The following is a 13,853-nucleotide window of genomic DNA, read 5'->3' as shown; positions in this document are numbered from 1 at the left end:
ACCCTTATGACACGCTCCCTTCTGACCTTGTTGACGCTCATTACAGCATTACTGGCTTTGGCTCTATGGGCCGAGGTACAGCTCCCTCCTCTATCCGGGAGGGTGGTGGATAAAGCTGAGCTACTAACTGCCGAAGAGAGATACAAACTTACAGAATTGATTCAGCAATACGAATCTGAGAGCAGTAACCAACTGGTGGTGGCCACCCTCCCAGAGCTCCAGGGTATCACCATAGAGGAATACGCCAATCAATTGGCAAGAGAGTGGAAGCTGGGCCACAAGAAGAAAAACAATGGGATTCTCTTCTTGATAGCTCCCAAAGAGCGCAAGCTCCGAATTGAGGTTGGCTACGGCCTCGAAGGTGCTCTCACCGATGCGCTATCTGCCAATATTATTCAGACCAAGGTTCTGCCGGAATTCCAGAAAGGGAGTTATGCCGGTGGAATTAATGCCGGCGTGAACTCAATAATTGCCGCCACCAAGAACGAATATGTGGCCGAACCGATCGAGACCAAGGAGGGCCGACGCCTGGCCTTTGTAGTTGGGCTATTTCTCTTACTGGTAATGCTGCATCTGTTTGGTAGCTCGGTCCTCAGCTCACCAATTCATGGGCGTAATTATAAACGCGGTCGCTTTGGCGGCTACTATGGTAGCGGAGGCTTTGGCGCGGGGCACCCTAGAGGAGGCTTATCCGGGACTGGTACAGGCGGTGGATTTAGTGGAGGAGGTGGCGGATTTGGCGGAGGAGGTGCTTCGGGAGGATGGTAATGCTTAGTAATAGCTATCAACGCCAGGTGGCGGAGGCCATCAAAGAAGTGGAGACCCAGACCGACGCGGAGTTGGTAGCTATTGTCGCGCGGGAAGCCGATAACTATTTGTATATCTCCACCCTTTGGGCTGCCTTCTTAACCCTGCTGTTATCGCCACTATTCCAATTCCTACCCTGGTGGCTCAGCTTTCAGCAAGCCTTTCTGCTACAGTGGGTTCTCTTTATCGCGCTGGCAGTACTGTTTCGCTGGCGGCCGATAACCATGCGCCTTGTACCCAAAAAGATCAAATACTGGCGCGCCTCAAACCTAGCCCGCCGTCAATTTCTTGAACAAGAACTACATAGCACCAAAGATCGACTGGGTCTGTTGATTTTTATTTGTGAAGCGGAGCACTATGTAGAAATTCTGGCAGATCGCGGCTTGGCTCAGCATGTATCCAACGACAACTGGCAGGTTATTATCGAGCAATTTGTACGGGAAATTAAGCGCGGTAAGGCTGGGGAAGCACTGTTACTCTGTATTTCACAATGTGGAGACTTATTAAAAGATGCAGCCCCCTGTAGTGTTGTGAAAGATGAGTTACCCAACCACCTGATTCTAATTAACTAACCTAATTTACTGCCCTACTTACCCTTCAGGCGTGATTTTAACGCCACAATACTTCTATACCTACGCTTTAACAACTCCTTCTACTAAGCTGCAGTAAAGGAGCAATAATCCCTATGAAAAATTAAAGCTTATGGTGATTATGTACTTATAAAAACCATTAAAAGCAAAAACCAAACAAGATAAAAACAAAGTCATCCACGCCAATTTAACAGGACTTGTCAATCAATATTAAGCATAAAAAACATGTCAAATAAAAACCTCAATACCCGTATAAAAGCACCCAGCTCACAAAAAATTCCAGTGCCAAATACTAGTTACTCCTGTAACGACGGTGATCCCTCGCAACCAAAAAATTAGAAAACCTAATGAGAAATATCTTAATTACAATTTGGCTATTTATATCGGCTTCACTGTCCTCCACTATCTGCGCCGATTATATCAATCTCACCGGTGCGGAGACTGCACCAAATATTGCAGAAATAGAGATACTCAATAACAACCTTTATATCAGCCTAGAGATTTCTGCAGCTGATGCGAACGCGTTTTGGCCGGGAATACCACCTACGAAGAGTATTTATGAAATAGCTAGACTTGCTCTTGCACAAAAAGAGATCGCCATTGAGGTGCACTCCCCAGAGGGTAAAATTGAGCCGACTATAACCTCTGTCAGAATTGCCGAGAGAAAACCGAGAAACTCACCTTTTGCGGGAAGAATAGATCCAAGGACAGGCCTGCTAAGGCCGAATTTTCCAGCCGACAAAACCATACTGTTGGCAGATATCGAGTTTCCAATAAAAGGCTTGAGCAATCTGGAAATACGTCCACCACTGGATTCCGATGGGGCTGTCTTAGCCACAATAGGATTTACCAGTCAACACGGCCACACATCCGTAAGCAGTTTTCAATATTTGTCTCAAATAGAAAAGCTGAAAATTGATTGGGGAGATCCTTGGAATACTCGCTTTGAAAACCAAGCTATAAATCGGCACAATCGCTACCCCCTTAGATCTTTCCTCTATGTGGAACCTCGCCAGGTTCGCCACGAAATTTTATTGCGCCCAAGAGATTTATTACAATGGACCGAACAACCCTTTGATGCCTGGAAGCCCCTTACAGCCAAGCGAAGAAAAGAATTAAGCGCAACTACAGAGAAATTCCTACAGAAAAAAAATCCCACTAGTATCAACCAAACGCTGGTTGAACCTATCAGCACAGAAACAGTTTTTCTCAAGGCAAACGATACAGGCTTTACCGCAATAGGAGAGCATGAGCGAATCGAGATAGGTTCATTACTGATCGGTTACCGGGAAAAATATCATGTTAAGGAGCTACCACAAAGTGTTACTATCGACTGGAACCTCTTTACAGAATCCATCAAATCAGTTCCCACACTAATACAAGATCCGGCAGGTCCTTTCCCAACGCATGTTATGCCGGACTTTCCCGACATTCAATGGCGCAATTATTTATATGATTACCGTGCTCCCAATAGTGATCCAATCCCTATTGAGAATACCATAGCGGCCATACCCATGGCGGTGCTTTTCTCCTTCTGCTTTGCAGTATTTTTCATTCTCACCCTGCGAAGCAAAAAGGTTGAGACAAAAAACAAACATCCGATACTCTTTTACGGCATTGTAATTATTTGTGCCGTACCCATTTATTACACTCTTCCAAGTGAACTGCGCATCCCCCTGCCCGGCACCATAAACAAGCAAGAAATAAAAGAAATTACCGAGACAATACTTGATCGTCTTTCCGCTGCCTATGAAGAACCTCAAAGTGAAAAATTAAACGATCAGCTTGCCAATCTAGTAAGCAGCGAAAAATTTGATTTTACCGTCGAAAACTTGTCACAAGTTTACCAACCTCTAACCAACAGCGGCAATAAGGGTTCTATTAGATCTATCCGTGACCTGGAAATTGAGCATGCAGATCAAATGGTCCTGAACGGAAATAAAACTTTCAGAATTGTTGGAAAGTGGCATTCAATGATTGAAGATTACAGCTGGGGACATATGGAGCAAGTACCGCGAGAAACTCGAGCAAGTATAGAAATAACCCAATCAGACAAGTATTGGAAGATATCCGCCTTTACACCACTATCTATACGATAAGGTTGCCACTAGAGTTGATAACCAAGTGCTATGAAAAAAAATATCTCAAATTTAATTAACCTCCTTTCTTTTGCTCTGGCTCTCCACCTATCTGTAATATCTCAAATCACTGAAGCCCATTTTTCACTAAACCTAAATATAAGAATTCTACATATTGAGCACAGCGCCAATGGAGCCAGCCTCTATATGAGACTGCCTCTTTCCTATTTACTGGCGGATAAGGCGCAACATGGTATTGATCCCTACTCGGGGAAAATTCCATATCAAGTACCATATACTCGCAACAGCCTGGAAAATGATCGATTGGTTCACTATGTGGATGTCGAACAGTTCACAATCCACCCTGAGGGGCTGGGCAATATTGCCGCAGCAGCGACACATATCCTCTCTACTGATCAGGAGCTTAAAGGGCATGTAAAGTCAGTACGCCTTTATCCTATTGGCAACGAGCCAGCCTTTGCCACACTTGCAGAGGCAAAACGAGCCCTTTCTAATAACTTTGTACAGAGAGCACTTAACAACTCGCTCCATGTCAGTGACACACTGGTTGATATCCACATCCATTACCCCACTCAGCAACCGCTGGAAGAATATCAACTCTTTAGCTCCCTGAATCCAGGGCTTCCCGATCAAGAAAATACTGCAAATTTAATCCTCAGTTATAACCCTGGGAAAATCCAGATTTTCCGCTCTAGGGGGCTAATGCGAGAGCCTGTTCAAATCCGTTATTCCAGTATAGATGCCATCAATACCTTTCTAAAGGAGGGCATGGTACATATTATTCAGGGGCTAGATCATGTGCTTTTTGTACTTTGTCTTAGTCTTGGTGCCCTCGCTCTCCCCTTATTATTCTGGCGTGTCACGGCCTTCACTATCGGCCACAGTATTACCCTATCCGTAGGTTTCTTTGGTTTTATTCCTAACACTGTCTGGTTTGTCCCACTGATTGAAACCGGAATCGCCATTTCCATAATTTATATTGCCTGGCTTTCAATGAGACAAAAATCGATCACCTCTATATCCACCGAGCGTACAATTTTTTTGACGTCCTTGATGCTGGGCCTACTACATGGACTAGGATTTTCCTTTGTATTACATGAAATACTCAACATCAATTCACCTAATATTTGGCAGAGCTTGTTAGCCTTTAATCTCGGCGTAGAGGCTGGTCAAATTTTAATAATTTTAGCAATCTGGCCTCTGCTTTATTTGGCCAGACTTCGACAGAAAAACTGGGAATCTAACCTACGCTACACAATTGCCACTATATGCTGTGCCATTGCCTTACTCTGGACTTTTGAGAGGGGTTATGAATTGGTGAACGTAATACAGCAAGAAAACCAATCCAGAACCAATATTACAATCAGCAACAGTAAAATCTAATTCATGATTTTACCAGAGAGGAAGTTATAAGCCTCATTATATTGAACAATAAATCTAACGATTTAAAGTTAAAGACAGCCACAAATCAAGCAGCACTCTATTTACTGGATTTGTAACCAAGAACCGAAAAGGTAACCACTCCTATAGACTCAATGGAACAGGCCAACAACAAGGTATTATTTTTTATAATCACTGCTATTCGCCCACAAGTGGTCTTATTAAACTCACCAGCAGAGTGCATTCTGCACGCCATTACCCACTCCCCCCTGCCTCATAACCAAAAACAAATTCGATCACACCCTACTTAGAGCTGAATGAAAATAGCATCCATATAACATATGGACATCTCAGAACGAATAGTATCTTTTAGCCTAAAGGAGAAAGTCACCGATATCATTATAAATTAAAAACCTACCATTAATAACTTAGTGTATTTTCGAGTCAGATTGCATTTACTTAATTGAATCAGGGTTTCTACATGGACGTCTAAATGCCCTCCAACACTGGAAACACTTACAGACTTTTATGTATTTTGCACTGAATAAGCTGGGATAAATAAATTCACTTCGCTACAGCCCCACTGGAGGCCTCTCAGCATGCATAACTACCAAATCTACACCCTAGAAGAGCAGCTCCTTGTATTATTTGCCCATTAATCGACAATACTATTTCCATTAAATGGGCTAAAATCGAATAACAGGAAACTTACACAGAAAAAAATGGGGATGCTACCCCCTAGTTACCAAGAATTAAAACCACCTACCCCACAAACAAGAGGGCCTGCTCTTAGGCTAGGTCAATCTAGAACAAATACTAGTAGCCAAAAAGATGCTTTCCTCCATTTGCAACTTACAAACATTCAATCTCGGGAGACATGATGATCCTTAGCAGATGAGTTGGTAAAGCACTCTTTCTTCGACAGCAAAACGAGGCCAGTGGCCACACAGCAAATCAGATTAGCTTTGCCAAGGTAATATCACCTCAACCAATAACAAGCACCAAAATATAACGAATAGTTTTGCTTTTTTAGTCACTATTTAAAGGCTTGAATCGCTGCTTTACATATTATGATTACTAAGGGAATATTGGATAAAACGAAGACAACAAAGCGAAATTCTATTTTATTCACTAAAACCTGAACAAGACTATGAATCACTCTTAAACCCACATATGTCCAAGCAGTATAAACGATAAACTCCGTGACTGCGCCTAGAAAAGCCAATGAGAAAACTGCTGCGTAAAATAGAGTAGGCTGATCCATTAAATGATTATAATTATCAGCCTTCCATCTAACCCTTGCCGGAAGCTGTGACATTTGGACTCCGGATGGCACTTCAGAGTCCAACTTCATTTTCATGGATGCAATCGCCGGCAATCTTGTTGCATACATCCAAAACCACATAACCATTGACCAAACCAGCAAAGCCACCACCGGTTGAATTAATTGAACCGTTGAATTCATCTTATTTCCAATAGTTAAATTTTTATTTCCAATAATGCACTGGACCATTAGGGAAGCAAAATTACGAAGCTTAAGTTACATCACCTCACCCACCAACTCATAGCTATAAAACTTAATCTAACTCAACATGCAAAAGCAGGTACGGATTCCCTCAACCATCAAACTGCAATTCAACAACATTAACGTCTAACTTTCTTAAAAACCCAGGAATTGACCTCTATGCTCATCGATATTTTTCTGTTACTCCTAACTTTTATCAAATATCTAGCACAGCAAGGGTACCGGCCTCAGACCCTATCAACTCAAGCGCAATAAGCAACATTTCAACAATCCTATCATTCACCTTACAGAAACCAAACCCCCAACTCCATTTATCACGTACAGCAAATCAACTTTATAAAAATATTGCTGCACAACAAAAACTTACATTTAAAAAACACCTATATTTATTTGATATTTGTTACCATACACTCATAAAACTCTGGAGCTTCAGAGGACTCAAGCTTACTGACTTTTGCTACATTAATTTTGAAAAAACACCCCAAAAACTAAAGTGAAAAAATATCCCCCAAATAGACTGCGTCACATACCACTAACCATTTTACTTACCACCCCTTGATTGCGATATTCTGGAAGAATAAAGATATCAGGCAATTCCGGCATTTACATCCCAATAATTTCGGCTTGCTCCATAACTACAAAACCAGCAACCCCACTTTCAATCAGAATATATATGCATCACATTCTTCGTTGCCAGATATCACATCACTTGGATGCTCTTCATCTATATCGTACCGACCTCTACTATCAATATCTTCCAAATTAAAGGAGCTCTGATGATATTGATAGAACTGCCACAACATAAAAACGCGCCTGCATTATCTCTAATAGCCTTACACAATATAATTTCATATATCCTTGCAGACTCATAAAGTGATAATTTCAACCATCATTATCATAGCTGTCATCTAATATGGAAATTCGCTCCTGGCTTAAAATTTCCAGCAAGTCAATCAACCACAAAAATAGAACGTTAGAACTAAATAGAATCATTTTTTATATTTTCACCCCTATCAGCGCCCACTTTAAAAAATTGATCACGGAAAATTTTTTAACAGACATTAATCACTAATAAGAGGTATTTATAAAGGGAAACCAATCTCAGCGCAGAAACAAAAAACTATTCTATTTACCAGCGCCAGGTCACCGCTAGATAGGGTCCATGCTGGGTAATATCATAGGCAAAGCGACCATCAGAAAGTCGATCAGAATAATTAATACTGTAATATTGGTAGCCCAGGCGCAATGAGGTGGTTTTCCAGGCGCGCCAGTCTAATCCTGCCAATAGATTCCACTGCAAATCATCACCACCAGCTCCAAAACCGCCGATTTCGGTACGCGCCCCCAGGGTCAGGCAGTCATTCACAGCAAAGCCCACACGGGTACCAATAGTCGGCTCCCACCAACTTTTGCGGCCGCCCAAACGATTTTGGATTTCTGGCATTCTGCCGATATCAATACCCACGCGGGCTTTCACTTCCTGCCTCAGGCGATTCCAACGTACACCCACGCCTATATCCCAAAAATAGCGCCGCTCGCTTTCGCCAAAATGGCCTTGCAGTACCCGGTAAGCGCCAAATGCAGCCACCCACGCCTGATGAACATCCACATTCACATCGATATCAACATCTATATCCAACTGGGGATTTCGGGGTGGCGCAATCGTTGTGCCCTCATTTAAATTGAGGTGTACATAATAGAGGTCCGAAACCAGGCCAAAGCGTCCTCTCCAAGCTTCCAAACGTACAGAAAAAGCCGCATTCAGGAGCTCTAGGGTTTTTCTTAAGTTCAGATCTACATCCACAGTGGTATCCGCCACTGTGGCCTTTCCTTTGGTGCGAAGTGGCAGAAAAATGTAGGGGGTGGCCGCAAAGCGCCAGTCATCTACGGTTGTCGCAGGGGGGCGGCTCTGAGGCGCATATTGGGCTGAAATTGCACACGAAAAAAAAAGCGCTATTAATCCAGAAATAATTGCCACCGCCCTTATTACTGACAAGAGCATCTCCATTTAATGGTTTTACCGAGGTTCAATCTCAATAAGCATCCATTAAGAATAGATAGCGATAGCCAGGCGGGGAATTGACCGAAGGGAAAGCACCGCGCCGGAAATGGCGCGGCAGCTGTAGGCACTTGGGATAGTGCGCAGGGTTTACGTTTTTGTTCGCTTAGTCGTTCGCTTCAGGGCGCATATGCGGGAACAGCAGTACGTCGCGAATCGATGGAGAGTTGGTAAACAGCATTACCAGACGGTCGATACCGATGCCCTCACCAGCGGTGGGCGGCAGGCCGTATTCCAGCGCGCGGATATAGTCGGCGTCGTAGTGCATGGCTTCGTCGTCACCGGCATCTTTCTCCGCAACCTGGGCTTTGAAGCGTTCAGCCTGATCTTCCGCGTCGTTCAACTCGGAGAAACCATTGGCAATCTCGCGGCCGCCAACGAAGAATTCAAAGCGGTCGGTGACAAACGGATTGTCATCGTTGCGGCGAGCCAACGGAGACACTTCGGTTGGGTACTCAGTGATAAAGGTCGGCTGGTCGAGACGGTGCTCTACAGTCTTCTCGAAGATCTCGATCTGTACCTTACCCAGGCCCCAGCTATCTTTCAGCGGGATTTCCAGCTTCTCGGCTACCGCGCGGGCGGATTCGATATTGTCGATATCAGCCGCAGTCAGTTCCGGGTTGTAGTTCAGGATGGAGTCGAACACAGACAACCGCGCGAACGGCTTGGAGAAGTCGTAGCTGCTGTCCTGGTATTCCACAGTGGTGGAGCCCAGTACATCTTCACAGATACCGCGCAGCATCTTCTCGGTGAGATCCATCAGGTCATTGTAGTCCGCGTACGCCTGGTAAAACTCAAGCATGGTGAATTCGGGGTTGTGGCGCGTGGACAGACCCTCGTTGCGGAAGTTGCGGTTGATCTCGTAAACCCGCTCAAAACCACCCACAACCAGACGCTTCAGGTACAGCTCCGGGGCAATACGCAGGTACATATCGATATCCAGCGCATTGTGGTGGGTAACGAACGGACGCGCGCTGGCACCACCGGGAATAACTTGCAGCATGGGTGTTTCCACTTCCATAAACTGCTGGGCGTTGAGGAAGTCGCGGATGTACTCAATCACTTTAGAGCGCACTCGGAACACTTCGCGGGCTTCCGGCGTGGCGATCAGGTCCACGTAGCGCTGGCGATAACGCATTTCCTGGTCGGCGATGCCGTGGAATTTTTCCGGCAGCGGGCGCAGCGCTTTGGTTAGCAGGCTGTACTCTTCACAGTTGACGTAGAGATCGCCCTTGCCGGATTTGTGCAGTGTGCCTTTTACGCCGACGATATCGCCGATATCCCAGGCACCGAAGCGCTCTTTAATATCTTTTTGTGCCGCTTTATCGGCATAGAGCTGGATGCGATCAGATACATCCTGGATCACCATAAAGGGTCCGCGTTTAGCCAGGATTCGCCCCGCTACGCACGCCCGTTTACCCAGTTCTTCCAGCTCCTCTTTCTGTTTATCGCCGAACTCAGTTTGCAGGTCGGCAGCGAGGTTCTCGCGGCGAAAACTGTTGGGGAAAGCATTGCCCTTCTCGCGTAGAGCGGAAAGCTTGGTGCGGCGCTCGGCGATCAGTTTGTTTTCGTCTTGCTGGATATCAGTCATGGTGATCTATCAGTTTTGTGAGTGATATTACCCCTCGTCCCATTAGTGAGAGACGAGGGGCGCGGTGAGAGTGGAGTCTTTAAATCAGAGGCCGGCTTTGAGGCTGGCTTCGATAAACTGGTCCAGGTCTCCATCCAGTACTGCCTGGCAGTTGCTGGTCTGGACACTGGTGCGCAGGTCCTTGATACGCTGGTCGTCCAACACGTAGGAGCGGATCTGGCTGCCCCAACCGATGTCGGCCTTGCTGTCTTCCATGGCCTGCTTCTCTGCGTTGCGCTTGAGCATTTCCTGCTCGTACATTTTTGCGCGCAGCATTTTCCAGGCTTTATCGCGGTTCTGGTGCTGGGAGCGCTCGCTCTGGCACTGCACGACGATACCGGATTCTGTGTGGGTCAAACGCACCGCAGAATCGGTTTTGTTCACGTGCTGACCACCGGCGCCGGACGCGCGATAGGTGTCTTCACGCACCTGGGATTTGTCGATTTCAATCTCGATATTGTCATCGATTTCCGGTGACACAAATACCGAGCTGAAAGAAGTGTGACGGCGGTTGCCGGAATCAAACGGCGATTTGCGCACCAGGCGATGTACACCGGTTTCTGTGCGCAGCCATCCGAACGCGTGGTCGCCGGCGAAATGCACAGTGGCACTTTTGATACCGGCCACTTCCCCCGCGGAGACCTCTTCCAGGGTGGTCTTGAAGCCGTGGGCTTCACCCCAGCGCAGGTACATACGCAGGATCATTTCCGCCCAGTCCTGGGCCTCGGTACCGCCGGAGCCAGCCTGAATATCCAGGTAGGCATTGTTCTCGTCATTCTCGCCGGAGAACATACGGCGGAATTCCAGAATCCCCAGCTGCTGCTGGAGACCTTCGATCTCAGTGGAGACCTCCCCTACGGAGTCCTCATCATTTTCCTCGACTGCCATTTCCAACAGTTCGCGGCAATCGGCAATGCCGGAGTCGAGGTTTTCGATGGTATTCACCACCGTTTCCAGGGAAGAGCGCTCGCGCCCCAGTTCCTGTGCGCGGTTGGGGTCGTCCCAAACGCTTGGCTCAGCCAGCTCCAGCTCTACTTCGGTAAGGCGTTCTTTCTTGCTGGCGTAGTCAAAGATACCCCCTAAGAACGTCAGTGCGCTCTTCGAGGTCTTTTAATTGATTGAGGAGGGGATTGATTTCCATGAACTTTCGGTGTCCGGACAAAATAAAAAGCGGCGCGCATTCTACCGCAGCGCGCGGGGGTCCTTCCAGTCAGCCAGCCGCTGTAAATTGCGCAAAATCCCTATTTGCAGAACTGACCGGATAACTTCTGCAAAATCGCGCAGTCCGGTGAGTCATCACCGGCACAACTGTCGATAAACGAATGTAGGGTTTCACGCATTGCCAACATATCGCGCAACTGGGTTTCTAGCATGGAGAGTTTTTCGTGCACCAACTGCTTGGTTTCACGGCTGTGTCGCTCGGGATTACCCTTAAGCCCCAACAGAGTGCGTACCTCCTCTATGGAGAAGCCGCAGGCGCGAGCGCGCTGGATAAAGCGCAAGGTCTCCAGATTGTCCTCGGTGTAATGGCGGTAGCCATTGGCCTTGCGCGCGGGAGTCACCAAACCGATCGATTCATAGTGGCGCAGGGCCTTACTACTGAGCCCCGAATGCTGTGCCGCCTGAGAAATATTCACTGCCAACTCCCAACCTATTGACCACTAGAGTTTACCCTTAAGCGCTGTTATCCCGGCACTGGGAAAATTGATACTGCATCTTTTCGGCGGGGTCGTAACCCAGCTCCAGGGCGGCATCCAGAGCATCCATACTGATCAAGTGCAACAATATATCCCCTGTGGGCGCACCACAGACAGCCGGAAACATTCGATCTGTGCGCACACCGCAGCGGGATTCCTGCACCATCAAACCATTTTCCCGTAACTTGGCCTGACTCTGCTGTAAAGTCATGCCACCGCCCTCACACTGCTTGCGGCCACTCTTGCGATAGACCCAAACCAGTTCGCCCGACCTAGTTGCGGGAGGGTTGGACGTCACCTCTGGCTGACTGGAGCCCGGGGTATTCTCTACCTGATTTTCCATAGCCTTTTCCTCCTTGGCTCCACCGCAGGCCGCCATAGCCAGTAAAGTCAGCACCAGCAAAGCAGACAATTTTATTTTCACCATCACACTTCCTCCATAAAGCAATGGCCACCCAGCTTAAGACAGCGCCAGCCAGGCTCCCACCAGTAACATCAAAGTACCGGAAATACGGTTAATTAAACGTACATTTTCAGCGCGTTCCAGCAGGCGACTGAGGGCCTGACCACCCCCAGCGTAAATCAGCAAACACAAGGTTTCCAGCAACAGTATGGTGGCGATCAACATAGAAAGCTGCGGTGCCAAGGGCTTGCTTTGGTTGATAAAGGGCGGCAACAGAGCAATAAAGAAGGCCCACCCCTTAGGATTTGCAACCGCAGTAATAAACCCCTGAACCATCAGCGCTTTTGCGGAGGGCCGGGCGCGCCCCTGTGCCGCATCAAGAGAAGCCAGCTGCCCCCGGGAACGCCACATCTGTATGCCCATCCAGGCGAGGTAGGCACCGCCGCAGTATTTAAATAGCTGAAATACAGTGGGATACTGCACCATTACCACCGCCGCACCGAGCACCGTAGCCAAGGCCACTAGCGCTACTCCTACCAGCTCGCCAACCATCATCCACAGGGTGTGGCGCACCCCCACCGTAATACCAAGGCTTAGGGCCAGCATCATGCACAGTCCCGGGGTTACCGAGGCAAAAAAGCTGGCGGGGACAAAAAGCGCGAGTACAGACAATTCCATTGTATTTTCCTAGTGATGGGTACCACTGTGGTTCCCATAATGGCTTACCAGCATCCCAGCCAGCATCAGGCCACAGCCAATCAATTCTGTGGTGTTAAGCATCTCATTAAGGAATAACCAGCCTGCCGCTAGAGCAAACACCGCCTCCAGGCTCATAATCACCGTGGCGTGGGATGGTGCCGCATGGCGCTGAGCCAACAACTGGAAAGTAAATGCCAGCGCAGTGGAGAAAATCATCATGTAGGCGATCGGCCAGGCCGCATCCACAGCGGATTGTATCGTTGCCTGCTCGGTGAAGAGGGATGCCAGGGCCGACAACAGACCACAGACCAGAAACTGAATACAGGCCAGACGCAGTGCATCGTAGCGTTTCACCAAGCGATCCGCAGAGAGCACCTGGATGGCGAAGACAAAAGCACTGGCAAACACCATCAGGTCGCCAACTAACTGAGATTCTTCACTGAAGTCCGCCAGCCAGTAGAGGCCAAATAAAGCCAGACCAATACCGCCCCAAGTCCAGCGATTGGTTTTATGCCCGAGGGACAAACCGATAACCGGCACCAACAGGAGGTAAAACCCGGTGATAAAACCAGCGCGGCCAGCAGTGGTGTAGAGCAGGCTGATCTGTTGCAGCGCCGCACCTAGGAACAACCAAAAACCGAGTAGAGCACCGCCGGGTAAACAGGCTCTCCAGCGGTGGCTAACGGTATGTCCGTTCGCCTCGCCAGGTTGGGCATCTCTGCGCGAAGATAGCCAATAAACGATAGGCACTAAAATAAGGCCGCCGAGGATAAAGCGCCAGGCATTGAACGCCAACGGCTCAATATCTGCCATGGCGATCTTTTGTGGCACAAAGGCGACGCCCCAGAAAAGAGCGGCTAATAACAGAAGGACTTCGGCCTGGACTTGTTTACGTTTCACTACTTTTTACTTCCAACCACTTTTTATTACTGTTGTGAACAAGCTCCAAGCAATTCACAACTTT

At 47.5% G+C, this 13,853-nt stretch carries 12 protein-coding genes; 4 read left to right on the top strand and 8 right to left on the bottom strand.

Translation table 11 applies throughout. The features are described from left to right. Positions 1–6 precede the first annotated feature (6 nt). From ACJJI0_RS00515 to ACJJI0_RS00500, 4 genes are all read left to right on the top strand, one after another. Positions 7–768: a TPM domain-containing protein gene (locus ACJJI0_RS00515; RefSeq protein ID WP_444884204.1), complete on the top strand. Its 762-nt coding sequence runs from the start codon at positions 7–9 to the stop codon at positions 766–768. After that, positions 768–1,379: a TPM domain-containing protein gene (locus tag ACJJI0_RS00510; RefSeq protein WP_444884203.1), complete on the top strand. Its 612-nt coding sequence runs from the start codon at positions 768–770 to the stop codon at positions 1,377–1,379. The genes ACJJI0_RS00515 and ACJJI0_RS00510 overlap by 1 nt, the downstream gene beginning before the upstream one ends. A gap of 365 nt (positions 1,380–1,744) precedes the next feature. Next, the gene (locus tag ACJJI0_RS00505; RefSeq protein ID WP_444884202.1) at positions 1,745–3,496 is read left to right on the top strand and encodes a hypothetical protein; all 1,752 of its coding nucleotides are present in this window, start codon (positions 1,745–1,747) and stop codon (positions 3,494–3,496) included. 30 nt (positions 3,497–3,526) lie between these two features. After that, the gene (locus ACJJI0_RS00500) at positions 3,527–4,879 is read left to right on the top strand and encodes a HupE/UreJ family protein (protein ID WP_444884201.1); all 1,353 of its coding nucleotides are present in this window, start codon (positions 3,527–3,529) and stop codon (positions 4,877–4,879) included. Positions 4,880–5,912: 1,033 nt separating this feature from the next. On the opposite strand, the gene ACJJI0_RS00495 is transcribed toward ACJJI0_RS00500, so the two are convergent. The 8 genes from ACJJI0_RS00495 to ACJJI0_RS00460 form a co-directional block, all read right to left on the bottom strand. Continuing rightward, entirely contained in the window at positions 5,913–6,341 is a 429-nt protein-coding gene (locus tag ACJJI0_RS00495) for an MAPEG family protein (RefSeq protein WP_444884200.1), read from the bottom strand. Between the two features lie 1,189 nt (positions 6,342–7,530). Next, positions 7,531–8,397: a hypothetical protein gene (locus ACJJI0_RS00490; protein ID WP_444884199.1), complete on the bottom strand. Its 867-nt coding sequence runs from the start codon at positions 8,395–8,397 to the stop codon at positions 7,531–7,533. A gap of 169 nt (positions 8,398–8,566) precedes the next feature. Then, positions 8,567–10,051: a lysine--tRNA ligase gene (gene lysS, locus ACJJI0_RS00485; protein WP_444884198.1), complete on the bottom strand. Its 1,485-nt coding sequence runs from the start codon at positions 10,049–10,051 to the stop codon at positions 8,567–8,569. 84 nt (positions 10,052–10,135) lie between these two features. Beyond that, a protein-coding gene (prfB, locus tag ACJJI0_RS00480) for a peptide chain release factor 2 (RefSeq protein WP_157533496.1) occupies positions 10,136–11,231 on the bottom strand; the annotation gives its coding sequence in 2 pieces (ribosomal slippage) (positions 10,136–11,158 and positions 11,160–11,231; 1,095 coding nt in all). A gap of 100 nt (positions 11,232–11,331) precedes the next feature. Then, entirely contained in the window at positions 11,332–11,727 is a 396-nt protein-coding gene (locus ACJJI0_RS00475) for a MerR family transcriptional regulator (protein WP_444884197.1), read from the bottom strand. Positions 11,728–11,764: 37 nt separating this feature from the next. Then, positions 11,765–12,214, bottom strand: a complete 450-nt coding sequence (locus tag ACJJI0_RS00470; RefSeq protein ID WP_444884196.1) for a hypothetical protein — start codon at positions 12,212–12,214, stop codon at positions 11,765–11,767. 33 nt (positions 12,215–12,247) lie between these two features. Continuing rightward, positions 12,248–12,868 carry a LysE family translocator gene (locus ACJJI0_RS00465; RefSeq protein ID WP_444884195.1) on the bottom strand — a complete coding sequence of 207 codons (621 nt, stop codon included), beginning with the start codon at positions 12,866–12,868 and terminating at the stop codon, positions 12,248–12,250. 9 nt (positions 12,869–12,877) lie between these two features. After that, positions 12,878–13,789 carry a DMT family transporter gene (locus ACJJI0_RS00460; protein ID WP_444884194.1) on the bottom strand — a complete coding sequence of 304 codons (912 nt, stop codon included), beginning with the start codon at positions 13,787–13,789 and terminating at the stop codon, positions 12,878–12,880. Positions 13,790–13,853 lie beyond the last annotated feature (64 nt).

It is taken from the genome of Microbulbifer mixtoriginis (SeqCode), assembly GCF_052466695.1.
This window is presented reverse-complemented; position numbering and strand designations above follow the sequence as displayed.

Excerpts from the sequence above, each read along its gene's own strand:
- ACJJI0_RS00515 (WP_444884204.1), top strand. The coding sequence starts at position 7 with ATGACACGCTCCCTTCTGACCTTGTTGACGCTCATTACAGCATTACTG.
- ACJJI0_RS00510 (WP_444884203.1), top strand. The coding sequence starts at position 768 with ATGCTTAGTAATAGCTATCAACGCCAGGTGGCGGAGGCCATCAAAGAA.
- ACJJI0_RS00505 (WP_444884202.1), top strand. The coding sequence starts at position 1,745 with ATGAGAAATATCTTAATTACAATTTGGCTATTTATATCGGCTTCACTG.
- ACJJI0_RS00500 (WP_444884201.1), top strand. The coding sequence starts at position 3,527 with ATGAAAAAAAATATCTCAAATTTAATTAACCTCCTTTCTTTTGCTCTG.
- ACJJI0_RS00495 (WP_444884200.1), bottom strand. The coding sequence starts at position 6,341 with ATGAATTCAACGGTTCAATTAATTCAACCGGTGGTGGCTTTGCTGGTT.
- lysS (WP_444884198.1), bottom strand. The coding sequence starts at position 10,051 with ATGACTGATATCCAGCAAGACGAAAACAAACTGATCGCCGAGCGCCGC.
- ACJJI0_RS00470 (WP_444884196.1), bottom strand. The coding sequence starts at position 12,214 with ATGGTGAAAATAAAATTGTCTGCTTTGCTGGTGCTGACTTTACTGGCT.
- ACJJI0_RS00465 (WP_444884195.1), bottom strand. The coding sequence starts at position 12,868 with ATGGAATTGTCTGTACTCGCGCTTTTTGTCCCCGCCAGCTTTTTTGCC.